The organism is Campylobacteraceae bacterium (genome assembly GCA_013215945.1).
Lineage (GTDB): Bacteria > Campylobacterota > Campylobacteria > Campylobacterales > Arcobacteraceae > NORP36.
On sequence record JABSOM010000003.1, the window covers coordinates 59,497 to 82,982 of the forward strand.

The 23,486-nt window shown below is 28.3% G+C and carries 23 protein-coding genes; 17 read left to right on the forward strand and 6 right to left on the reverse strand.

Features of this window, described 5'->3' with window-relative positions; genetic code table 11:
• Window positions 1-4: 4 nt before the first annotated feature.
• From HRT41_03855 to HRT41_03870, 4 genes are all read left to right on the forward strand, one after another.
• Complete coding sequence (locus HRT41_03855; GenBank protein NQY23140.1) at window positions 5-1,441, forward strand: leucyl aminopeptidase; 1,437 nt, start codon at window positions 5-7, stop codon at window positions 1,439-1,441.
• A gap of 127 nt (window positions 1,442-1,568) precedes the next feature.
• The gene (locus HRT41_03860; GenBank protein ID NQY23141.1) at window positions 1,569-2,222 is read left to right on the forward strand and encodes an AhpC/TSA family protein; all 654 of its coding nucleotides are present in this window, start codon (window positions 1,569-1,571) and stop codon (window positions 2,220-2,222) included.
• Window positions 2,223-2,233: 11 nt separating this feature from the next.
• Complete coding sequence (locus tag HRT41_03865; GenBank protein ID NQY23142.1) at window positions 2,234-2,821, forward strand: TetR/AcrR family transcriptional regulator; 588 nt, start codon at window positions 2,234-2,236, stop codon at window positions 2,819-2,821.
• Entirely contained in the window at window positions 2,815-3,459 is a 645-nt protein-coding gene (locus tag HRT41_03870) for a hypothetical protein (GenBank protein NQY23143.1), read from the forward strand. The genes HRT41_03865 and HRT41_03870 overlap by 7 nt, the downstream gene beginning before the upstream one ends.
• A gap of 19 nt (window positions 3,460-3,478) precedes the next feature.
• Here the strand turns inward: HRT41_03870 and HRT41_03875 are convergent, their stop codons facing one another.
• Both HRT41_03875 and HRT41_03880 read right to left on the reverse strand, forming a co-directional pair.
• Window positions 3,479-3,982, reverse strand: coding sequence for an NAD(P)H-dependent oxidoreductase (locus tag HRT41_03875; protein NQY23144.1), 504 nt, complete (start codon window positions 3,980-3,982; stop codon window positions 3,479-3,481).
• Between the two features lie 145 nt (window positions 3,983-4,127).
• Window positions 4,128-4,757, reverse strand: coding sequence for an NAD(P)H-dependent oxidoreductase (locus tag HRT41_03880; protein NQY23145.1), 630 nt, complete (start codon window positions 4,755-4,757; stop codon window positions 4,128-4,130).
• A 127-nt stretch (window positions 4,758-4,884) separates the two neighbouring features.
• Here HRT41_03880 and HRT41_03885 point away from each other — a divergent pair, with 127 nt between their 5' ends.
• Entirely contained in the window at window positions 4,885-5,226 is a 342-nt protein-coding gene (locus HRT41_03885) for a cupin (GenBank protein ID NQY23146.1), read from the forward strand.
• A gap of 34 nt (window positions 5,227-5,260) precedes the next feature.
• On the opposite strand, the gene HRT41_03890 is transcribed toward HRT41_03885, so the two are convergent.
• Window positions 5,261-5,818 (reverse strand): YceI family protein, encoded by a 558-nt coding sequence (locus tag HRT41_03890; GenBank protein ID NQY23147.1) that lies wholly within the window; start codon window positions 5,816-5,818, stop codon window positions 5,261-5,263.
• A gap of 276 nt (window positions 5,819-6,094) precedes the next feature.
• Here HRT41_03890 and HRT41_03895 point away from each other — a divergent pair, with 276 nt between their 5' ends.
• On the forward strand, window positions 6,095-6,772 hold the full coding sequence (locus HRT41_03895; protein ID NQY23148.1) for a response regulator: 678 nt from the start codon (window positions 6,095-6,097) through the stop codon (window positions 6,770-6,772).
• The gene (locus tag HRT41_03900; GenBank protein NQY23149.1) at window positions 6,759-8,531 is read left to right on the forward strand and encodes a sensor histidine kinase; all 1,773 of its coding nucleotides are present in this window, start codon (window positions 6,759-6,761) and stop codon (window positions 8,529-8,531) included. The genes HRT41_03895 and HRT41_03900 overlap by 14 nt, the downstream gene beginning before the upstream one ends.
• On the opposite strand, the gene HRT41_03905 is transcribed toward HRT41_03900, so the two are convergent.
• Genes HRT41_03905 through HRT41_03915 form a run of 3 tightly spaced genes read right to left on the reverse strand, consistent with a single transcriptional unit; the run spans window position 8,528 to window position 12,090 of the window.
• On the reverse strand, window positions 8,528-9,790 hold the full coding sequence (locus HRT41_03905; protein NQY23150.1) for a serine hydroxymethyltransferase: 1,263 nt from the start codon (window positions 9,788-9,790) through the stop codon (window positions 8,528-8,530). The genes HRT41_03900 and HRT41_03905 overlap by 4 nt on opposite strands.
• Window positions 9,791-9,838: 48 nt before the next feature.
• Window positions 9,839-11,356, reverse strand: coding sequence for a lysine--tRNA ligase (lysS, locus tag HRT41_03910; protein ID NQY23151.1), 1,518 nt, complete (start codon window positions 11,354-11,356; stop codon window positions 9,839-9,841).
• A gap of 47 nt (window positions 11,357-11,403) precedes the next feature.
• Window positions 11,404-12,090: a CvpA family protein gene (locus HRT41_03915; GenBank protein ID NQY23152.1), complete on the reverse strand. Its 687-nt coding sequence runs from the start codon at window positions 12,088-12,090 to the stop codon at window positions 11,404-11,406.
• A 135-nt stretch (window positions 12,091-12,225) separates the two neighbouring features.
• On the opposite strand from HRT41_03915, the gene ispG reads away from it, so the two are divergent.
• The 10 genes from ispG (at window position 12,226) to HRT41_03965 (ending at window position 23,469) form a co-directional block, all read left to right on the forward strand.
• Window positions 12,226-13,296, forward strand: coding sequence for a flavodoxin-dependent (E)-4-hydroxy-3-methylbut-2-enyl-diphosphate synthase (ispG, locus tag HRT41_03920; protein ID NQY23153.1), 1,071 nt, complete (start codon window positions 12,226-12,228; stop codon window positions 13,294-13,296).
• A 109-nt stretch (window positions 13,297-13,405) separates the two neighbouring features.
• Complete coding sequence (locus tag HRT41_03925) at window positions 13,406-13,726, forward strand: nucleotidyltransferase domain-containing protein (GenBank protein ID NQY23154.1); 321 nt, start codon at window positions 13,406-13,408, stop codon at window positions 13,724-13,726.
• The gene (locus HRT41_03930; protein ID NQY23155.1) at window positions 13,716-14,129 is read left to right on the forward strand and encodes a HEPN domain-containing protein; all 414 of its coding nucleotides are present in this window, start codon (window positions 13,716-13,718) and stop codon (window positions 14,127-14,129) included. Before HRT41_03925 ends, HRT41_03930 begins: the two co-directional genes overlap by 11 nt.
• A gap of 146 nt (window positions 14,130-14,275) precedes the next feature.
• A complete protein-coding gene (locus HRT41_03935; protein NQY23156.1) occupies window positions 14,276-15,715 on the forward strand; it encodes a replicative DNA helicase in 1,440 nt (479 codons plus the stop codon).
• Between the two features lie 202 nt (window positions 15,716-15,917).
• On the forward strand, window positions 15,918-17,129 hold the full coding sequence (locus tag HRT41_03940) for a glucose-6-phosphate isomerase (GenBank protein NQY23157.1): 1,212 nt from the start codon (window positions 15,918-15,920) through the stop codon (window positions 17,127-17,129).
• On the forward strand, window positions 17,126-18,220 hold the full coding sequence (locus HRT41_03945; GenBank protein ID NQY23158.1) for an NAD-dependent epimerase: 1,095 nt from the start codon (window positions 17,126-17,128) through the stop codon (window positions 18,218-18,220). Before HRT41_03940 ends, HRT41_03945 begins: the two co-directional genes overlap by 4 nt.
• A complete protein-coding gene (locus HRT41_03950; protein ID NQY23159.1) occupies window positions 18,207-19,457 on the forward strand; it encodes a nucleotide sugar dehydrogenase in 1,251 nt (416 codons plus the stop codon). Before HRT41_03945 ends, HRT41_03950 begins: the two co-directional genes overlap by 14 nt.
• Window positions 19,458-21,149 (forward strand): ABC transporter ATP-binding protein, encoded by a 1,692-nt coding sequence (locus HRT41_03955; GenBank protein NQY23160.1) that lies wholly within the window; start codon window positions 19,458-19,460, stop codon window positions 21,147-21,149.
• Between the two features lie 105 nt (window positions 21,150-21,254).
• Window positions 21,255-22,286: an N-acetylneuraminate synthase family protein gene (locus HRT41_03960; GenBank protein NQY23161.1), complete on the forward strand. Its 1,032-nt coding sequence runs from the start codon at window positions 21,255-21,257 to the stop codon at window positions 22,284-22,286.
• A complete protein-coding gene (locus HRT41_03965; protein NQY23162.1) occupies window positions 22,279-23,469 on the forward strand; it encodes a UDP-N-acetylglucosamine 4,6-dehydratase in 1,191 nt (396 codons plus the stop codon). The genes HRT41_03960 and HRT41_03965 overlap by 8 nt, the downstream gene beginning before the upstream one ends.
• Window positions 23,470-23,486: the final 17 nt, after the last annotated feature.

Sequence of the window (23,486 nt, forward strand, 5' to 3'; positions counted from 1 at the left end):
AGACATGAAAATAACATTATTTAATTCAAAAGAAAAAAATATTAAAAAAGCGCTTGAAGTAGTATTATTAAGAAAAATATCCGACTTAAGTAAAGAAGAACAAACTTTTTTAAAAGAACTTAATTTTTCAAAAGAAAATAAAAGTATTTTATTAGTAGAAAAAAATAAATACTATATTCTATGCGATTCTTTAAAACAAGAAAGCGTAAAAATAACGCTTTGTAAGGTTTTACGAAAACTTACAAGTGAAGGTTTTAAAAAGCTTGTATTCTCTTTATGTACGCCCCAAAAAGAACTTAAATTATCTTCTTTAATTGAAGGTCTTGTTTTAGGAAATTATTCTTTTACAAAATATAAAAGTGAAAACAAAAAAACAAAATTGGCTATTTATATTGATATTAAAAATTCAAAAAAAGAGTTAATTAGTTTAGAAAAAGAACTTAGAGAAACACTTATTATTTGCAAGAATGTGAATTTTGTAAGAGAGTTAAATAATACAACAGCAGAAGATTATGCACCTATAACTATGAGTGAAGACGCACGTAAAATAGCAAAAGAGTATAATTTAGAGTGTAAGATTTATGGTGAAAAAGATTTAGAAAAAATGAATATGAATGTAATGTTAGCAGTAGGACGAGCTTCCAGACATGAAAGCCAATTGATTCATTTACATTATGTTCCAAAAGATAAATCTTTAGGAAAAATTGTATTAGTTGGAAAAGGTCTTACTTATGATTGTGGAGGTTTGTCTTTAAAACCCACTCTTGGAATGCTTACTATGAAAAGAGATAAAACAGGTGGAATTACTGTTTTAGGAATCCTTGGTGCCTTAAGAGAGCTTAACTATCCTTATGAGGTACATGGAATTATTGGTGCAGTTGAGAATATGATTGGAGGCGATGCTTTTAAACCAGGGGATGTTTTGTATGCTAAAAACAAGGTAAGTATTGAAGTAAGAAATACAGATGCGGAAGGACGATTGGTACTAGCAGATTGTTTATGTTATGCACAAGATGAAATAAAAGATATTGATTGTTTGATTAATATTGCAACACTAACTGGGGCTTGTAAAATTGCACTTGGCGTATATACAACAGGGGTAATGGCTCATAGTTCATCATTAAAAAACAAAATGCAAAAAGCTTCTAATAAAAGTGGAGAATTAATAGGAACTCTTCCTTTTAATACCTTCTTAGAAAAACTAATAAACAGCGGTATTGCGGATGTATCAAATACAGGTTCTAGTCCAGCCGGTGGAGCTATAACAGCTGCTTTATTTTTAGATAAATTTATTAAAAAAAGAAATAAAAAGAAATGGTTGCATCTGGATATGGCTGGACCTGCTTACAGTGAAGTGCCTTGGGCTTATCACTCACCTGGAGCAAGTGGTTCAGGCCTAAGGTTGTTATTAAATTTTATTAAACACTTTAAAAAACAATAAAGCAGAAAACGCTGCTTTATTGTTTTGATCTTTTCTCCTCTTTTTTTCTCTAAATAATTTGTTAACTTGACACAGATTAAAAAAAAGTATATAATCTTTAAAACCAACCAGTTGGTAAAGGAATAATATGTCAAATTTACAAAAAGAAATAGATGCTTATAAAGAAGCATTTGTAGGAAAAGTACCTGTTGAATTAAGAAAAATTATGTTGAATGCAACAAAAGAGTTAGAAGACGTAAACATCAGTAAAGATGCTTTAAAAGTAGGCGAAGTAATGAAATCTTTTACTCTCCCAAATGCCTTAGGTGAAAACATTAACTTAAGTGATGTTTTATCAAATAATGATTTTGTAGTCGTTAATTTTTACAGAGGTGTATGGTGCCCGTATTGTAATTTAGAATTAAAAGCTTTACAGAGTATTGTTCCACAATTATCGCAATTAAATACTGCACTTATTGCTGTTTCTCCTCAAACAGCTGATGCTTCTTTAAGCACAAAAGAAAAAAATGAATTAAGTTTTGAAGTATTAAGTGATGAAAAGAATAAAATTGCAAAAGAGTTTGGATTAGTGTTTGTTCTAGCGGATGCATTAAAACCAATTTATGCTAAATTTGGTATTGACATTCAAGGTTTAAATCAAGATGATTCTTTTGAATTACCAATGCCTGCTACTTTTGTTTTAAATAAAAAAGCTGAGGTAATATTTGCATTTGTTGATGAAGATTATACAAAAAGAATGGAACCTAAAACTATCTTAGATATAATTGCACAAAATAAATAATAAGGTTTAATATGAGTGATATAAGAGAAAGACTACTTGAGGCTACTTTTCATGAAATACATGAATATGGTTATCATGCTGCCTCTTTATCTCGCATACTTAAAAAAGCAGAAGCTAAAAAAGGCTCTATGTACCATTATTTTTCTTCTAAAAAAGAGATGGCTTTAGTGATGATTGAAGAAAAACTAAAAGCTAGAAGTGAAAAATATTGGCTAAGTTTATCCACTTGCAAAAAAGATTACCTTGCTTTTCTAATTTCAATGCTACAAGATACTAAAAAACATGATTTTACTAAGGGCTGTCCTTTAGGAAATTTATTGCAACAGTGTTCAAGTGGGGATGAAGATTTTCTTTGTTTATTAAAAGAAGCCTTAAGTAATATGCAAAAACTATTTGAAGGAATACTTCAAAAAGCCTGTGATGCCAAAGAAATCTCTAATATTGATGTGAAAAGCACGGCATTATTTATAATATCAAGTCTTCAAGGTGCATTATTACTTTCTAAACAAAGTGCTTCTTCTTATGAATTTGATATTTGTATGCAACAAGTAGAAGTCTATTTATTAAATTTAGCACCCGCTTCAAAAAAACAATGTTAGTTTTACAAAAAGAGCATGCTTTTAATATAAGTGAATACAAAACGCATAAAAAACTAAAAAAATACCTAGAACCTTATACAAAATACGAAGCCAGTTTAGCAGACACTAGAAACATAGACTTTTTTACGTATGATGTCTGCTTTATTATAATTAATCATGAAGATGATATTGTTTTTTCAATAAAAGAGAATACCTTAGTATTAAAAAAGAATGAAAGTATTATTCTTTTTTCTTCACTACAAAAAATTCAAATGATATTAAAATCAGAGATAAATTTCACTCTTCTTGAATTTAAAGCAGCAAAACTTGCTTACTTTTTTCCTTCCTATATTGATGAAAATAACATAGGGTTTTCTAAAAATACAGGTGAAGATTTTGATCTTCTAGATATAAACATTGAATCTTATAATAAAACAATAGATGAGGTATTATTGAATAAATTCGAAGTTATAAAAACACCTTTTAGTATTTTAAATCTTGTTGATTATCTTGAAGTAAATAAAGGTACGTATGATATTGAAAGTGTATTGTTATTGGTGAATGTGCCAAGAAGGGTTTTAGATAAAGCATTTAGGCTTTATATGGGAATGAGTGTAAAAACGTATGCTTCTATTATTAAAACAAAGTTTAAGAAATAAACCTAGGCTAAGCCTTGGTTTATGCTAGTTTCTTTATTTGTGCTACGATATTTTTAACAGAGTCTTCATTTAAAGGTTTTTCGTAAGTAGTAAGAATTTCTCTTGCTAATACATTTGCACCTAAGTGTTGAAATTGAATTCTCATTGCTTGAAGAACTTTAGATCCTCCACCTCCACTGTGAGTAGCAAGTGCTAAAACTTTTTCTTCAAATGCATCTCTCCATGAATCAGTTGCACGTGATGTCCATGCCATTGCATTGTTTAAAACAGCTGGCATAACACCATTATATTCAGGTGCTACAACAATAAAAGCTTTTAGCGCTAAAATTGTAGCTGCTAAATCTTTGGCTGTTTGTGGAATACCATTTTCTTCTTCTTCTATTGTTGAGTATAATGGTAAACGTAAATCAACTAAATTAATAAATTCAACTTCGCAATTATCTGCAAGTGCAATTTCTTCTATTTTTTTTGCTAATTTAACATTATTGTTTGAACTTGCTACTAATATTCCAATTTTTGCCATAATAATTCCTTGAATGTAATATCAAATACGAAAATATTGCTTTTTATCTTCTGTATTATTTTATGGAATTATAGCAAAGAATTTCTTTTATACAGAAGTTTTTTATTGATTTTTAGAAGAAAACAATAGTAATTATTAATATATTTTAATCTATATATTGCACTAATTCAGAAAGAGGCAAACGCAAACTTTCTCTTTGTTCATTTTTTCTATATCCTAAGGGTAAAAGAAGAGCAACTTGATATTTTTTTGTATCAAGATTTAACAGTTTTTCTACTTCTTTTTTATTAAAACCCTCTATTGCGCAAGAATCAATTCCTTTTGTGGCTGCGGCTGTCATAATATTTCCTACTGCTAAATAAGCTTGTTTTGAAGTCCAAGCTAAAATTTGTTCATCGTTATTTAAGTGTTCTTTTACATAAGAATGATAATAGTCTAAAAACATAGATTTTATTTCTTTGTTTACTTCTAATCTATTAAAACGATCTTTTGGTGTGGGAGAACTTATTTTACTGTCTTCAATGGCTACAAGTACAACTAATAAAGAAGAATTAATGCTTACTTGTTCTTGGCCCATAGCTAGATTTTTTATTTTTTCTTTAAGATCTTTATTTTTAATTAAGAGATATTTTGTAAATTCTAAACCATAAGAGGAGGGTGAAAGTCTTGCTGCATTTAAAATAAAATCCATATTTTCTTTAGAAATCTCTTTTTCTTCTTGAAAAGATTTACACGCGTGTCTAAAATCCATAGCTTCTTGAAATGTTTTGTTCATACTATCTTCCTTGTTTTTTTTGTAGTATAGTCTTTATTAAAATTCTTTTCATGTACATAGGTTGATAACTTGATTTTTATCAAGTAAATTTTTTTAGTATAGTGTTATAATTAAAAAAGGATAAAAAATGAATAAATTTAATATCTATGAAAATATTGAATACAGTAATACTAAAGTTCAAATTACTTCTATGTTTGAAAGTGACGCTTCAAAAGAAATACGCATCGTATTTACCCAAGGGCAAATTATGAAAGATCATAAAACGTCTTATCCTATTACTGTTGAAATCTTTGAAGGTACAATAGAATTTGGAGTTAAGGATGAAAGTTATACTTTAATTAAAGGAGATATTGTATCTTTAGAAGCCTCCGTATTACATAATTTAAAAGCATTAGAAGATTCTATTGTAAGATTGTCATTATCAAAAGCTGATTCTGTAAAAAGAGTGAGTGGAGTATTAAAACTCTAAAATATTAAAAAAGAGAAAATCTCTTTTTTAATATTTATTTTGTAAAGGGAAGTGAGAAAGAAAGTGCTACGTCTGAAAATGATTTTCCACCATGAAAACCTTTACACTTAGCTGCAAAAGCCGCATAAGATTTGCTCATAGCAAAATCAAGTATATCTAATACACCATCTGCTTTTAATGTTCCAGAACTAACTGTATATTTCATAGGAATTATTTTTTTTACATTATTCATAGAAACTTCTACATCCAGCGTACCTGTTTTATCATTTCCCGTTACTTTAAGAACCTTAGCTTTAACTTCACTAATATTAGCAATTTTAAATAAAGTAGCTTTAATGTTGTTGTCTCTAAATTTCATTTTTGAATTTATTGAATTAACATCAATACTTACTTCTGCTGAAGTGATAAATTTTGCGAAATCAGTATTTTTCTTGATACTCAAACTTACTTTATCAAATGTTATAGCAACACCAGATTTTGCTTTTGTTTTGTAAGCCATTACATTTACTTTTACACTTGATGCTTCATATCCAAATGCACTGCTTGCCAATAAACTACCTACTAATAATGATTTTAAAATCAAATTTTTCATTTGTACTCCTTAAATTAGTTGAAATTGTATCATTATTGATATTAATTATCAATACATTTAAGTGGAAATTTGTAATTTCTTTATAAAATATAAAATAAATAGACTAATATTAAATTTAAGATTAATAACATAGTCAAATAAAGTTCTTTATATAAGACTATGTTAAAATCATAAAAATAAAAAGGAAATAAATGATTAGTTTTAGTACGTTAAAAAAATATACAAATATTTTTGTTTTTCCCATAATTTACACATTTTCTTTTACTAATATTAAATATGATTGAGAAACTTAAAATAAGCAGTATTTTATACATTGATGATGAAAAAGAGATACTTAATAATGCAGTTGAATTTTTGTCCTTTTATTGTAAAAGTGTATATGCTGCTAAAGATGGATATGAAGGGCTTGAATTATATAAAAAACATAAACCAGATATCATAATTACTGATATTAATATGCCTAAGTTAAATGGTTTAAAAATGATTCGAAAAATCAGAGAAGAAGATAAAGATACAAAAATAATTATTATAACTGCTTTTATTGAAACCCAATATTTAATGGAAGCAGTTGAATTAGGTTTGATTAAATATTTACAAAAACCAGTTAGTCAAATAAGCTTACTTCCTGTGTTAAAGCTTTGTATGCATGAACTTTTTGACAAAAAATCATCTTTTGAAATTGAAAAAGATCTAGTATATGATTTATTTAACCAAAGTTTATTTCTTTTAAAAATACAAGTTTTATTAACAAAAAAAGAACTAATGTTTTTGGATCTTTTGGTAAAAAATCATAAAAGAGTTGTTAAATATGAAGAATTAAATATGTTTGTTTGGCAAGGATTAATGAGTGAAGATGCCATGCGTTCATTAGTAAAAGAACTAAGAAGAAAATTATCAAAAGCAGCTGTTAAAAATATATCGGGTATTGGATACCAAATTAATGAATATACTTAGATATAAATTCTTTATTTTTTTTGTTCTTTTACTTAGTAATATTTATGCCCAATCCTTTAGATCTGAGATGTTTAAAAATCTTTATTATTCTTTTGATAATAAAGAATATAAATCAATTGTACATTTAAAAGATGAAAATTTTGCAGTAGAAAAAGATGAAGAACTAAAATCTCTTAAATCTTTAAAAATCAAAATTGATCAAGAATATCTAAAAGATAAAGTTTATTATTTAAAAATTACAAGTAATAATACGATAAATGAAATAAGTTTTAATCATACAAAAAAAGAAGAAAATTTTTATGTTCGTATTGATGAATACTCAGATAAAACTTTAATAATCCATTTTAATAAGCCTGATCCTCTTATTGATATTGAAATTTATTCTTTGTGGGAATATGAACATATATATCCCCATGAAAAATTAATTTTTGGTTTTGTATATGGAATAATTTTCTGTGCTTTATTTTATAATCTGATTTTATATATCTATAATAAGAAAAAATATTTTCTTTATTATGCATTTTTGCAGTTTGCAGTTTTATGTTTATTACTTTCTTTATATTTTTCCCTTGATATCTTTGTTAATTTATCTCTTTTTATTGATATTCAAACGTTTTTTGTATATTTGATTCTAATTTCTTCTGGTCTTTTTGCTGTTGAGTTTTTAAACACAAAAAAACATCTTCCAAAAATGGATTTTTTAATAAAAACCTTTATTTTGTTTGGAATAGCAAATATATTTTTTCTGTTATTTTGGAAAGAAGTGTATTTTGATGAAGGTAAAGTAAGTATTATTGCTTTAAGTATTACTGTTGTTTCCTCGATTTTACGAATAATGCAAAAAAGTAAGGAGGCGATTTTTTATTTATTGGGTCATGTCTTAATTTTAATTTCTGTATTAATTATAGAAATGGATTTAATTGATATTAATCAAACTTATTTAATACATCTTGTTTTTCCTATTGATGTATTGTTTTTTGCTTTTGCCATTTCATATAAATTAAAACAATCAGAGTTAAAGCGTTTGAAAAATGAGAGTTTATTAATTCATCAAAACAAATTGGCTTCAATGGGGGAAATGATTGCTAATATTGCCCATCAATGGAGACAGCCTCTAACCCACCTCTCTTATGCCTATATGAATGTTCAAACTGCCTTTGAGCATGATAAGTTAGATAAAGAATATTTTGATAAAAAATCGTGTGAAATAGTAGGACAAATAGAATTTATGTCCAATACTATTAATGATTTTAGAGATTTTTTTCAAAGTAATAAAAAAACAAATGATTTTGAAATTAAAGCAATATGTGAAAAAACCTATGCTTTATTTGAATCTTCTTTTTCTCATTCTAATATACTCTTTACTATAAAAAGTACAGGGAATACAAAGATTCATTCTTATGAAAATGAATTCTCACAAGTTGTTTTTAATATTTTAAATAATGCAAAACAGCAGTTATTAAAAGAAGATATTCAAAAACCAAGTATTTTTTTAACTATTGAAGAAAAACAACAATACATTTCTATAGAGATAGAAGATAATGCCAAAGGAATAAAAGAAGAAAATTTAAATAAAATATTTGAACCTTATTTTTCTACAAAAGATAATGGCATGGGCCTTGGTTTGTATATGTCAAAGGTAATTATAGAGGATCACATGAAAGCTAAGTTAGGTGTAAAAAATTCTAAGAATGGAGCAGTATTTATGATTACTCTTCCTAAAAAAGCGCCTAAACGCTTATTTAAGAAAGATTTTTAGTAGGTACTTTGAGTATAAATAACAAAATTAGAAGCAAGAACTTTTACTTCTTCTTTAATTTTTTCTTGTAATTTAGTATTTGAAATATCATCTAAAATATCACACATATAATTTGCAATAATATCAAACTCTTTTTCTTTCATTCCACGTGCCGTTAAAGCAGGGCTTCCTACTCTTATTCCTGATGTTACAAAAGGAGATCTTGTTTCACCTGGTACTGTATTCATATTAACAGTAATTCCAGCATTTCCTAAAGCAGCATCTGCTTCTTTTCCTGAAAAATCATTGTTCAAAAAAGATACTAAAATTAAGTGATTATCACTTCCATTACTTACTATATCATATCCTCTTTTCATAAATACTTCTGCCATAACTTTTGTATTATTAATTACTTGTTGTGCATAATCTTTCCATTCTGGTTTAAGAATTTCACCAAATGCTACTGCTTTTCCAGCAATTACATGAATAAGTGGTCCACCTTGTAATCCAGGGAAAATAGCAGAGTTGATTTTTTTAGCAATGTCTGCATCATTTGTCATAATCATTCCACCTCTTGGACCTCTTAGAGTCTTATGAGTGGTAGTTGTAACTACGTGAGCATGAGGGAAAGGACTTACATGTAAATCAGCTGCTACTAGTCCTGCAATATGAGCAATATCAGCAAATAAAATAGCACCTACTTCATCAGCAATTTCTCTAAAACGTTTGAAGTCAATTTCTCTAGCATAAGCAGAAGCTCCACAAACAATAATTTTAGGACGTACAATTTTTGCAATTTCTAAAACTTTATCATAATTAATTCTTCCATCTAATTCAACTCCATAATGAAAAGCAGAGTAGTTTTTACCAGAAAAAGAAGGTTTAGAACCATGAGTTAAATGTCCTCCATGAGACAAGTCCATACCAAGAATTTTATCACCCGCTTTAATTAATGCAGCATAAACAGCACCATTTGCTTGAGACCCTGAATGAGGTTGAACATTTGCATACGTACATTTAAAAATTTCACAAGCTCTATCAATAGCTAATTGCTCAACTTTATCTGCATTTTCACAACCCCCATAATATCTTTTATATGGGTAACCTTCTGCGTATTTATTAGTAAATACTGAACCCATTGCTTGCATTACTGCTGGGCTTGTAAAGTTTTCACTTGCAATCATTTCTAAGTGATTGGTTTGTCTTACTAATTCATCTTCTATAAATGAAAATACTTCTGCATCTGCTTCTTGTAGTGTTTTGCTTGTTATGTAACTCATGGGTGAAATCCTCAACTATATTAAATTATTATTATGTTAGACGAAGAACTAAGCTTCGTCTGAATGTAAATCAATTTCATGATGTGTTGGTTTCATTGCTGGAAACAATAAAACATCTCTGATTGAATGTTGGTTTGTTAACATCATTACGAGTCTATCAATTCCAATACCTTGGCCAGCAGTAGGTGCCATACCATAGGATAAAGCATTTACATAATCTTCATCCATTTCATGAGCTTCATCATCTCCCCCTGCATCTTTTGCAGCAACTTGTGCTTGAAATCGTGCTAACTGATCTAAAGGATCATTTAACTCAGAAAATGCATTTGCAATTTCTTTTCCAGCCATAAATAACTCAAAGCGTTGCGTTAAATGTGTTTGTTCATCACTTCTTCTAGCAAGGGGTGAAATCTCTACAGGATAGTCTGTAATAAAAGTAGGGTTAATTAATTTAGCTTCTACATACTCATCAAATAATTCACCTTGTAATTGTCCAAGATTCATATTTACATTTACATCTACTTTATTTTCTTTTAAATAAGCAATGATTTTTTCTTTATCTTCAACAATTGAAGCTGGAACATTTCCAATATCAATTAATGATTGAATTAATGGAATTTCAGTAAATTTTGAGAAATCAATTTCTACATCTCCATAAGGAAGTACTTTTGGTAAGTTTAAGTGCTCAAATAAATATTCAAAATATTCTTTGGTTAAAACTATTAAATCTTTATATGTTTTATAAGCCCAATAAAACTCAATAGATGTAAACTCAGGATTATGCGTTGCATCCATTCCTTCATTTCTAAAACATCTGTTAATTTCAAATACAGCTTCAAAACCACCAACAATTAATCGTTTTAAATACAATTCAGGTGCTATTCGTAAATACCTATCAATTCCTAAAGCATTGTGATGGGTAACAAAAGGTCTCGCATTAGCACCACCTGCAATTGGATGCATCATTGGAGTTTCTACTTCTAAAAATCCCTTGTCTTCAAAAAATCTTCTAGTTAAAGAGATTACTTTTGATCTTGTTTTAAACGTTTCTTTAACTTCTGGATTCATAATTAAATCCAAATATCTTTGTCTGTATCTTAATTCTTTATCTGCTAAACCATGGTATTTTTCAGGAAGAGGTGAAATCGCTTTTGTTAAGATTCTAAGACCATGAACATGAAGTGATAACTCACCTTTATTCGTAACAAAAGGATATCCCTTTACTTCAATAATATCTCCAACTTCAATGGTTTTTTTGAAAATTGTATTGTAAAAATCTTCTGGAAGATTGTCTCTTGAAACATAAATTTGTAATAAACCAGATTCATCTTCAATTTTTAAAAAACTTGCTTTTCCCATAAGTCTAAAAAATTTAATTCGTCCAGATAAACAAAATTGTCTTGTTTCATCTCTTCTGTCTTCACGTTCAGCTACGTCTTTATTCTTTTCAAGAAAATCAACAACTTTTGTATCTCTGTTTGATTCATTACTATAAGGATTGATTCCTAAGTCTCTTAATTTGTCTGCTTTTTCTATTCTTTGTTGTATGTATTTGTTTTCAAACACTGTTAGTCCTCTTTTTATCTTCTTATTTTATTTAATAATAGTATGTTTTAATTACTTGTAGGTAACATTTCTTTAATTTTTTCTTCTGTTGTTTCTTTTATTAATGCTTCACTTTTTTCTTGAATCATTTCTTTTGTTTCATTAATTGTTTCAGTGATTGTCTCTTTTGCAACTTCTATAGTCTCAGCAACATTTTGCTTAGAAGGCATAATTACTTCTACTGTTTTTTCAAGACCAGAAGAAATTGTTTTAGTATCGAGTTTAACTATATATGACCCTGTTTTTAATAAAAAAGGAATTACATATGAATTTGTTGCTTTTTCATCAATTGATGTTTTAAATGACTCTATTTGGTATAAAGCATGAGCTATTACTGCAAAGATTAAAAATATTTTTGCAGATCCAAAAACAAATCCCAATAATCTATCAAATACACCCAACCCACTCATTGCAAATACTTTAGATAAAATCATTCCTAAGATATAAACAACAATCCAAAAGCCTACTAAAGCCGTAACAAAACCTATTAGTGTAATAGTTGCTTTACTTTCCAATGCTAAAAGAGGAGCAATTAAATCCCCTACAACATCAGAAAATCTAGATGCTACATAAATACCACCAATAATGCCTACAAGGCCAAATACTTCTTTAATAAAACCTTTAAAAAGTCCCTTAAGCCCTAAAGCTAATGTAATACCTATGATTACCATGTCAAAAATAGAAAAGTCTTGCAATGTATTTCCTTTTTACAATATTTTTGAATTATAGCTAAAAATCATAAAATTAACGATTATACGAGGATAAAAAATTATTTAAATTAATTTTTGCTAAATTCACTTTTTCTTAATACTTTTTAGATAAAATGCCTTATGATAAAAAGATATAAAACCAAAAAAATATTTGTAGGTTCAGTAGCTGTTGGTGGGGATGCTCCTATCTCAGTACAATCTATGACATTTACAAAAACAGATGATGTTCAAGCTACTCTAGATCAAATCAAACGTCTGCATTTTGCAGGTGCTGATATAGTAAGATTAGCAGTGCCTGATAAAGCAGCTGCTTTGTCATTAAAAGAAATTTGTGAACAAAGTTCACTTCCTATTGTTGCAGATATTCATTTTAACTATAAGTTTGCACTAATTGCTGCGGAAGTAGTAGATTGTATACGAATTAATCCAGGTAATATTGGAAATAAAGAGCGGGTAAAAGAAATTGTAAAAGCCTGCCAACAAAGAAACCTCCCCATTAGAATTGGTGTTAACTCAGGTTCACTCGAAAAACAATTTGAAAATAAATACGGTCAAACTCCAGAAGGTATGATTGCCTCGGCTGATTATAATATCAAATACCTAGAAGATCTAGGCTTTACAGATATTAAAGTCTCTCTAAAAGCAAGCGATGTTCAAAGAACAGTAGCAGCGTATAAAGGATTAAGACCTAAAAATCATTATCCTTTCCACTTAGGGGTTACTGAAGCTGGAACAGAATTTCACTCAACGATTAAATCTTCAATCGCTTTAGGTTCTTTGCTTTTAGATGGAATAGGGGATACTTTGCGTATTTCTATGACAGGTGCGCTGGAGAAAGAAATAGAAGTAGGGCGAGCAATTCTAAAAGATGCAGGAATAGTTAAAGAAGGCGTAAATATCATTTCTTGTCCAACATGTGGAAGAATTGAAGCTGACTTAGTAACGGCAGTAGCCGAAGTTGAGAAAAGAACCAAACACATAAAAGCACCTTTAAACTTATCTGTAATGGGATGTGTAGTAAATGCCCTAGGTGAAGCAAAAGCAGCCGATGTAGCAATAGCATATGGAAAAGGTTCTGGTCTTATAATTAAAAAAGGCGAAACAATAGCTAAATTACCAACAGATCAATTGTTAGAACGATTTTTGCAAGAAGTAGAAATTGAAGCAGCTAAAAGCGACGCTAGTAGTTAGTGATGGTGAAAAGTGGATAGGGTATAGTAAAAATGATGAGTGGATAACAAAATCCTATCGACTAAATAAAAAGTATTTTTTTGTTACAATTAAAAAGAAAGGGTGAATAATGTTAAATATTGAGCAATTAAAAATTGATATTGTTAATAAACTAAAGCCTTTAAATTTAAAAAAAATTATATTATTTGGTTCTTATGCATATGGGAATCCAGATGAGCATAGTGACTTAGACCTTTGTATTATTGAAAACAGTATTGATTCAAAAATAAGTAAAAGATCAAAGATAAGAAAAGCTCTAAAAGATATAAAAATTTCTAAAGATATTTTACTTGAAACGAATGAATATTTTTTATCTCATAGTGATGATAATTGGATAAATACAGCACTTTATGATGCGAGACATAAGGGGATAGTTCTTTTTGAAAGATAAATTAATAAATAAAAATGATATAAAATCAAGTGCTGATATGTTTTTTTATAAAGCAATTGTTGATTTAAATTCTGCAATATATTTATTAAAAGCATTTAATGAAAATAAAATTGAAATTGATATTGAAAAGATATATTTTGATTTACAACAAAGTGCAGAAAAACTATTGAAATCAATATTATGCAGAAAAAAGATACTGTTTCCCCGATCTCATGATTTAGAACAACTTATTGATATCTGTGAATCAAATGGTATTGTATTATTCGATGAAATAGAAATTTTAATAGATTTAAATGATTATGCAGTAGAAGGACGGTATTCAATTATACATGACGATATAAATGATTCTGATAAATATATAGCTGTTATAAAGAAGCTAATAAAAATAATAGAAAAAAAATAAAAAGGAAGAATAGTAACCTAGTAATGGCGAATAGTTAGCTTGTGATGGTGAATAGTGATAGTGAATGGGACAAACCTATCCACTTGACACTAACACTATACACTACTGCCCACTATCACCATCACTATAAAAACTATCATTAAAAAATGGACAGCGTATACAGTATAAACATTGAAAGAGCAGTTCTTAGCTCAATATTATTTAATCCAGAAGAAATCGAAGATGTTTTAGGTCTGATAAAACACAAAGATTTTTATCTTCCTGCTCATCAAAAGATATTTCATGTAATGGAACAATTGCATACAGCTGATATGCCAATAGATGAAGAATTCATAAGAAAAAGAATTGATGCTAAAGATGTAGATGATTCTATTTTAATTGAAATTCTCTCAGCCAATCCCATTACTAATACGCTTGCTTATGTAAAAGAGATAAAAGACGGTGCAGTTAAAAGAGAGCTGGCAAATCTTGCAACAATAATCAAAAAAGTAGCCATAGAAGATGATATTCTTGCCTCAGAAGCAGTAAATACCATTCAAAATGAGCTCTATAAAATCACCACAGATTCTGCCTCTTCAGAATTAAAAGACATGGCTGATGTTACAGCTGAAACCTTAGATTATATTCACAGAATGAAAAAATTAGGAAATAAATACCTAATTGGACAAACTACTGGGTTTTTTGAACTTGATAAAAAAACAACAGGTTTTAATGAAGGAGATTTGATCATAATCGCGGCTAGGCCGGCGATGGGAAAAACAGCACTTGTTTTAAATATGGCTTTAAAAAACGTAGAAGCAAATAAAGGTGTAATTTTTTTCTCCCTTGAAATGCCTGCTGAACAGTTGATGTTAAGACTTCTAGCTGCTAAAACTACTATTCCTCTACAAAACCTAAGAAAAGGTGATTTAGATGATTTACAATGGAGCACACTATCAAAAGCTTTTGACGAATTTAATACCAAAAAACTTTTTGTAGATGATGGTGGATCTCTAAATATTAATCAATTACGAGCAAGAGTGCGAAAACTAGCACAAAAAGAAGAAAATAATATTTCTTTAATCATTATTGATTACCTTCAATTAATGCAAGGAACAGGTGGAAAAGACAGACATATTGAAGTATCTGAAATCTCAAGGGGACTAAAACTCTTGGCACGTGAGATAAAAGTACCTATTATTGCACTTTCTCAGCTAAACAGGGGTTTAGAAAATAGACCAGATAAAAGACCCATGCTGTCAGATATTAGAGAGTCAGGTTCAATAGAACAAGATGCCGATATTATCATGTTTGTATACAGAGATGATGTATACAAACAAAGAGATGAAATGAGAAAAGAAAAAGAAGCCAAAGATAAGGGTGAAGAATATAAATCAACCTTTATAGATAAACCAATAGAAGAAGCAGAAATAATCATAGGAAAACAAAGAAATGGACCAATAGGAACAGTAAAACTAGACTTCCATAAAGCCCTAACAAAATTCGTAGATAAAGAGAATCAAGAAACTGCCCCAATAGAAGTAGTCTTCGAATCAGTATCTGATGTAGAAAAAGAAACGAATATTGATATTCCTATGATTTTATAAAAAATAATATTAAGGAATACATATTATTATTTAGTATAAAGTCCATTAAATGGTATGGCTTTTATTATTAGTTATTTGTTTGATATAATTAAATCTCATATAAATGCTCATAAGTATTTAATCGAATATTAATGAAAATATAGTTAGAATGACCACCGAAATAATTGATAATTATGAAAATCCTAACAAAAGAATATTATATATGCAATATACAAAAAACTTCTATGAGATAAAATCTAATGATATTATTTTTTCACAGATAGAAGAAGAACTCTTACATATAGGATATTATTCACTTCCAATTCAAGATATAACAGAAATTTTATCCTTTGCTAAAACAGTAAAACAAAAAGACATTGCTATTGTAGGAATTGGAGGAAGTACTTTAGGTACTTATGCTATTTATTCTTTTTTAGAAAGAAGTAATAATTATGATAAAAAGCTACATTTTTTTGAATCTACTGATCCTATTGACATCAAAACAAAAGTTAAAAACTTAAATTTGAAAGATACCTTATTTTTAGCGATATCAAAATCAGGTACTACAATTGAAACTATTTCTATTTTTAAATATTTAGCATCTTTAATAAATATGGATAAAAACAATTGTGTAATTATAAGTGAAAGTGATTCGAAATTAACTGCATACGCAGAAGAGAATCATATGAAAACATTTGACATCCCAAAAAATGTAGGAGGAAGATTTTCAGTACTTTCAAATGTAGGATTAGTTCCCTTATCTATTATTGGTGTTAATATACAAGAACTATTAGAGGGTGCAAAAGAAATAAAAGATTCATTTTTTAATAAAAAAGAATACTTTACTGAGATATTTGAAAAAGCAAGATTTTTAGTTGAAAATAAAAAAAGATTTAATATCAATATACTTTTTTCTTACTCTAGCTCACTAGAAGGTTTTAATAAATGGTATGTTCAATTATGGGGTGAGAGTCTTGGTAAAGTAAATATTAATGGTACAAAACAATCTCTAACCCCTATTGGACTAATCGGCCCAGTTGATCAGCACAGTTTTTTACAGCTAATAATAGAAGGTAATAGAAATAAAACAGTCACTTTTATTAAAATAGAAGACTACGAAGACGATACTGTTATTCCATCTAATACCTTAGACGGTTTTGATGATCTTAATTACATAGATAATGTTAAATTCCAAGACTTAATAGGTAAACAAGCAGATGCGACGATACAATCTATAAAAGAACTTAATGATATCCCTTATGATGTCATAACAATTAAAAAACAAAATGAAAAAAATATAGCAAAATTAATGTATACTTTTCAATTGCTAACCTCCGTAGTAGGAAAATTCGTCCAAATTGATACCTACAATCAGCCTGGAGTTGAGCGAGGGAAAGTTATATTAAAAGAAAAATTGAAAGTGAAAAAAGCATGAAGATTCTAGTAACAGGAACAGCAGGTTTTATAGGTAGCCATTTAGCGATAAAATTATTAGAAAATGGAAATGAAGTTATAGGACTTGATAATATTAATGATTATTATGATCAAAAAGTAAAATATGGTAGGCTTCATCGTGGCGGCATTATTTCTAATTTAGAAGATGGTGAAAATATTGAATATAATGAACTACTTATTTCTAGTACAAATGCTAATTATAAATTCATAAAACTTAATCTAGAAGATAAAGATAATATGATGAAACTTTTTGCAGATGAAAAATTTGATGCTGTATGTAACTTAGCAGCTCAAGCAGGAGTTAGATATTCATTAACAAATCCTTCTGCATATATGGACTCAAATATTATTGGTTTTATGAATATCTTAGAATCTTGTAGACATAATAATGTAAAAAACTTATCATATGCATCTTCTTCTTCTGTTTATGGCTTAAATGAAGAACTACCATTTTCTACAAATCATGATGTGTCTCATCCTATATCCTTATATGCTGCATCAAAAAAATCAAATGAACTAATGGCTCATACATATTCACATTTATTTGATATCTCAACCACAGGCTTAAGATTCTTTACCGTTTACGGACCATGGGGAAGACCAGATATGGCATTATACCTTTTCACAAAAGCAGCATTGGAAGGAAAAACAATTGATGTATTTAATAATGGTGACATGTTAAGAGATTTTACTTATGTAGATGATATTGTAGAAGGAATCATTAGAGTTATAGATAATCCAGCAAAAAAAGATGAATCTTGGAATGGAAAAACAGGTGAAGTTTCAACTTCTTCCGCACCATACAAGATTTATAATATTGGTAATAACAATCCAGTTAAATTAATGGACTTTATTACAGCAATTGAGAATAAACTTGGCTGCACTATTAAGAAAAACTTTTTACCAATACAAGCGGGTGATGTTCCTGCAACTTTTGCAGACGTACAAGATTTAATAGATGATTTAGATTATAAACCAGAAACACCAATACAAGAAGGAATTGACAAATTTATTGATTGGTATTTAGAATTTTTTAATATAGACATGGAGAAAATGAATGATAAAAAATAAGATATGCATAATTGGCCTTGGATATGTAGGTCTTCCTTTGGCTCACGCATTTTCATCTAAATATGAAGTAATAGGTTTTGATATTTATCAAAAAAGAATCGATGAACTTAATGTTGCTTATGATAGAACCTTAGAATTAAATGAAAATCAATTACAAGAAGCAATTGATAATAATATTAAATTTACGTGTAATGCAGACGACATAAAAGATTGCAATATTTATATTGTTACTGTTCCAACACCAATAGATAAAAATAAAAGGCCTGATCTTTCACCTCTCCTAAAAGCAAGTGAAACAATTGGAAAAATTCTAAAAAAAGATGATATTGTTATTTATGAATCCACAGTATATCCAGGTGCAACAGAAGAAGAATGTGTGCCAGTACTAGAGAAATTTTCAAATCTTATTTTCAATAAAGATTTTTTTTGTGGATACTCACCTGAGAGAATTAATCCAGGAGATAAAGAACATACTGTTACAAAAATATTAAAAGTAACAGCTGGTTCAACTCCTGAGATAGGTAAAAAAGTCGATGAATTATATTCTTCTATTATTACAGCAGGTACTCATTTAGCTCCAACAATTAAAGTAGCAGAAGCAGCAAAAGTAATTGAAAATTCTCAAAGAGATATAAATATTGCATTTGTAAATGAATTAGCAATTATATTTAATAAACTTAATATTAATACAAATGACGTATTAGAAGCAGCAGGAACGAAATGGAACTTCTTGAAATTTAAACCTGGCTTAGTTGGAGGACATTGTATTGGTGTTGATCCTTATTATTTAACACATAAAGCGCAGCAAGTTGGATATAATCCTGAAATTATATTAGCAGGAAGAAGATTGAATGACAATATGGGCATTTATGTAGCTAATCAAGTAATAAAACTTATGATTAAAAAAGGTCATAAAATAGAAGGTTCAAAAGTGCTTATTTTGGGTATAACCTTTAAAGAAAATTGTCCTGATATTAGAAACTCTAGAGTAATCGATGTAATTGAAGAACTTAAAGATTTTGGATCTGATATCACTGTTTCAGATTATTTGGCAGACAAAGAAGAGGTAAAAAAAGAATACAATCTTGATTTAAATAATGATGTTAATTTTAAAGATTTTGAGGCAATTATTTTAGCTGTAGCACATGATAAATTTAAAGATATTAGATTAGATAATAAGAATCAAATCGTATATGATATTAAATCTATCTTAAAAAATAGTGATGGAAGATTATAAATGATAAATAAATTGCGAGCTATACTAACAAAAAAAGATAAAGAATTATTTTTACTGTTAGTAGTCTTTTCTATATTTATATCAATAATTGAAGTTATTGGTGTTTCTGCGATTATGCCTTTTATCTCTGTGTCTATGGATTTCGACTCAATCCATTCAAATCAATATTTTTCATACTTTTATAAACTGTTTAAATTTGATAAAGAAATAAATTTTGTCATTGCATTTGGGACTATTTTAGTTTTATTTTATATAATAAGAAGTACTATTAATATATTATATACATATTCCTTAGCAAAATTCTCCCAAGGTCGATATCATCTTATTTCATATAGATTGTTTGAAAACTATATGGGAATGACATACAAAAATTTTGTTAAAAAGAATTCTTCTTATTTAACAAAAACAATTATAAGTGAAGCTTCAAACTTAACAGCCTTAATATCATCCCTGTTATTTATGTTGAGTGAAGTTTTCATTGTAGTTTTTATTTATTCAATGATGTTATATGTAAATTATAAAATTACGCTAGCCTTAACACTATTTTTATTAGTAAATGCTATTTTAATGATGAAAACTATATCAAAAAAAATAAAAAAAGAAGGTACAAATAGAGAATATATACAGAAATCTTTTTATGAAATAATAAATAAAAGTTTTGGAAACTTTAAACTCATTAAACTACGAACGAATGATCAACAAATATTAGGTGAATTTGAAGATGCTAGTTTAAATTATGCAAGAACAAATACAATTGCGCAAACATTATTACAAGTGCCTAGATTACTGCTAGAAGCAGTTGCTTTTTCTATGATTATACTTATTATTTTATATTTAGTTTGGAAATATGAGAATGATATCTCTTCCGTTCTCGCTATGCTTTCAATGTTTATTTTAGCCTTGTATAGACTTATGCCTTCAGTAAATAGAATATTAAGCAGTTATAATAATATTTTATTTATACATAAATCACTTGAAATTGTTCATAACGATTTGATGTATGATTGTGAAGTATTAGGTTCAGATAGACTTATTTTTAATAAAAAAATTAGTATTAAATATCTGAATTTTGAATATGAAGAGAATAAGACAGTTTTAAAAGATATTAATTTAACTATTGAAAAAGGTTCTAAAATTGCTTTTGTTGGTGAAAGTGGTAGTGGTAAGAGTACCTTAGTTGATGTAATTATTGGACTTTACAAGCCTAATAAGGGGATAATACAGATTGATAATGAGTTATTAGATGATGAAAATATAAAATCTTGGAGAAGTAAAATAGGATATATACCTCAATCAGTTTATTTATTTGATGGCACGGTTGGAGATAATATTGCGTTTAGTAATGAATATAATCATGAAAAAATTATAAAATGTTTAAAACAAGCAAAAATATATGAATTTTTAAAACAAAAAGAGGGTATAAATACAATAGTAGGAGAAGGTGGTATTATGTTAAGTGGAGGGCAAAAACAAAGAATAGCGATTGCAAGAGCTTTATATATTGAACCCGAAATATTAGTACTTGATGAAGCAACTTCTGCTTTAGATGATGAAACAGAATTAGAAATCATGGATGAAATTTATGAAATATGTAATGATAAAACTTTGTTAATTATTGCGCATAGGTTAAGTACAATAAAAAGGTGTGATAAAATATATAGGCTTCGTAATGGGAAGTTAAGTATTGAATAATATAATATATAATTAGTTTTCCATTTAATAGAATGTTCTATGCTAGATTATCAGAATAAGTTCTTTTGTAATAAATAATAGTGAAAAGGTTAATTTGTGCGTGAAATAATAATTGAAAATAGAAAAATTGGATTAAATTATTCCCCTTTAGTAATAGTAGAAATTGGGATTAATCACGAAGGCTCACTAGAAACTGCATTCGAAATGGTTGATGCTGCATGGAAATCTGGAGCAGAAGTTATTAAGCATCAAACACACGTAGTAGAAGATGAAATGAGCAAAGAAGCTAAAAATATTATTCCGGGTAATGCATCAGTATCAATTTATGAGATTATGGAAAGATGTTCCCTAAATGAAGAAGATGAAACTAAATTAAAAAACTATGTTGAATCAAAAGATATGATATTTATAAGTACCCCCTTTTCAAGAGCTGCAGCAGATAGACTAGAAAGAATGGGAGTGAGTGCATATAAAATTGGATCAGGTGAGTGCAATAATTATCCTTTAATTGAACATATCGCGTCTTTTGGAAAACCTATGATTGTAAGTACCGGAATGAATAATTTAGAACAAGTGAGAAGAACTGTTGATATACTTGAAAAATATAAGGTTCCTTATGCCCTTTTACATACTACAAACTTGTATCCTACTCCTGTTCATTTAGTAAGACTTGGTGCTATGCAAGAACTGCAAAAAGAATTTCCACATGCGATTATTGGATTATCGGATCATACTACATCTAATAGGGCATGTTTTGCTGCTACAGCACTAGGTGCTTCTATATTAGAAAGGCACTTTACAGATAAAATGGAAAGACCAGGCCCTGATATAATTAATTCTATGGATCCTATATCTCTTAAAGAATTAATTATTGGTAGTGACGAAATCTCTAAAATGAGAGGTGGAAAAAAAGAAGCTGCAAAAGAGGAGCAAGTTACTATTGACTTTGCATTTGCCACAGTTGTAACTATTAAATCTATCAAAAAAGGTGAAAAACTTACAAAAGAAAATATTTGGGTTAAAAGACCGGGTACGGGAGAGATTAAAGCTGAAAGTTATGATATTATTTTGGGAAAGGTTACCAATAAAGATATTGATACTGATGAACACTTATCTTGGAGTGATATAAGTGAATAGTTTATTATCATTAATAGGTAGAAAAAAAGAACTTTTTAGTAAAGACATCATAAGATATAGTGAAAAGTTAGAAGATATTATATCAACTTCAACATTTCTTGTAATAGGTGGAGCTGGTTCTATAGGACAAGCCGTTACAAAAGAAATTTTTAAAAGAAATCCAAAAAAACTTCATGTGGTAGATATATCAGAAAATAATATGGTTGAATTAGTTAGAGATATTAGATCTTCTTTCGGATATATAGATGGAGATTTTAAGACATTTGCTTTAGATATAGGTTCTTTAGAATATGATGCTTTTATAAAATCAGATGGAAAATATGATTATGTTTTAAATCTTTCTGCATTAAAACATGTTCGAAGTGAAAAAGATCCATTTACATTGATGAGAATGATTGATGTTAATATTTTTAATACAGATAAAACACTTCAACAAGCTATTGACAATGGTACTAAAAAATACTTCTGTGTATCAACAGACAAAGCGGCAAATCCTGTAAATATGATGGGTGCAAGTAAAAGAATTATGGAAATGTTTTTAATGAGAAAATCATTAGCTATTAAAATCTCTACAGCACGTTTTGCAAATGTCGCTTTTAGCGATGGTTCACTACTTCATGGATTTAATCAGCGAATACAAAAAAATCAACCTATAGTGGCTCCAAATGACATAAAAAGGTACTTTGTAACTTCTCAAGAATCTGGCGAATTATGTTTGATGTCATGTATTTTTGGAGATAATAGAGATATTTTTTTTCCGAAGCTAAGTGAAGATTTACATTTAATATCTTTTTCAGATATAGCAGTGAAATATCTTAAAAATATTGGATATGAACCATATTTATGTGAAGATGAAGATGAAGCTAGAAAGTTAATGAAAACTTTACCAACTCAAGGTAAATGGCCATGTTTGTTTACTAGAAGTGATACGACTGGCGAGAAGGATTTTGAGGAGTTTTATACAGATAGTGAAATATTAGACATGAATAAATTTGAAAAATTAGGTATTATTAAAAATGGTGCTGATTTCAATGAAGAGTTATTAAATAATTTTGAAGAGACTATAAAAGATTTAAAAATTAATTTATCCTGGAAAAAAAAAGATATAGTTGAAGAATTTTTTAAAATGATACCTGATTTTAGGCATAAAGAGACTGGTAAATATCTTGATGGTAAAATGTAATAAAAGGAAAAAATAAT

Bases quoted from the DNA above. Each gene is read 5' to 3' on its own strand.
- HRT41_03925 (NQY23154.1), top strand. From the start codon at position 13,406: ATGTTAAATATTGAGCAATTAAAAATTGATATTGTTAATAAACTAAAG.
- HRT41_03880 (NQY23145.1), bottom strand. From the start codon at position 4,757: ATGAACAAAACATTTCAAGAAGCTATGGATTTTAGACACGCGTGTAAA.
- HRT41_03865 (NQY23142.1), top strand. From the start codon at position 2,234: ATGAGTGATATAAGAGAAAGACTACTTGAGGCTACTTTTCATGAAATA.
- HRT41_03955 (NQY23160.1), top strand. From the start codon at position 19,458: ATGATAAATAAATTGCGAGCTATACTAACAAAAAAAGATAAAGAATTA.
- HRT41_03950 (NQY23159.1), top strand. From the start codon at position 18,207: ATGATAAAAAATAAGATATGCATAATTGGCCTTGGATATGTAGGTCTT.
- HRT41_03935 (NQY23156.1), top strand. From the start codon at position 14,276: ATGGACAGCGTATACAGTATAAACATTGAAAGAGCAGTTCTTAGCTCA.
- HRT41_03860 (NQY23141.1), top strand. From the start codon at position 1,569: ATGTCAAATTTACAAAAAGAAATAGATGCTTATAAAGAAGCATTTGTA.
- ispG (NQY23153.1), top strand. From the start codon at position 12,226: ATGATAAAAAGATATAAAACCAAAAAAATATTTGTAGGTTCAGTAGCT.
- HRT41_03895 (NQY23148.1), top strand. From the start codon at position 6,095: ATGATTGAGAAACTTAAAATAAGCAGTATTTTATACATTGATGATGAA.
- HRT41_03870 (NQY23143.1), top strand. From the start codon at position 2,815: ATGTTAGTTTTACAAAAAGAGCATGCTTTTAATATAAGTGAATACAAA.
- HRT41_03885 (NQY23146.1), top strand. From the start codon at position 4,885: ATGAATAAATTTAATATCTATGAAAATATTGAATACAGTAATACTAAA.
- HRT41_03905 (NQY23150.1), bottom strand. From the start codon at position 9,790: ATGAGTTACATAACAAGCAAAACACTACAAGAAGCAGATGCAGAAGTA.
- HRT41_03875 (NQY23144.1), bottom strand. From the start codon at position 3,982: ATGGCAAAAATTGGAATATTAGTAGCAAGTTCAAACAATAATGTTAAA.
- HRT41_03945 (NQY23158.1), top strand. From the start codon at position 17,126: ATGAAGATTCTAGTAACAGGAACAGCAGGTTTTATAGGTAGCCATTTA.
- HRT41_03890 (NQY23147.1), bottom strand. From the start codon at position 5,818: ATGAAAAATTTGATTTTAAAATCATTATTAGTAGGTAGTTTATTGGCA.
- HRT41_03855 (NQY23140.1), top strand. From the start codon at position 5: ATGAAAATAACATTATTTAATTCAAAAGAAAAAAATATTAAAAAAGCG.
- HRT41_03940 (NQY23157.1), top strand. From the start codon at position 15,918: ATGCAATATACAAAAAACTTCTATGAGATAAAATCTAATGATATTATT.
- HRT41_03900 (NQY23149.1), top strand. From the start codon at position 6,759: ATGAATATACTTAGATATAAATTCTTTATTTTTTTTGTTCTTTTACTT.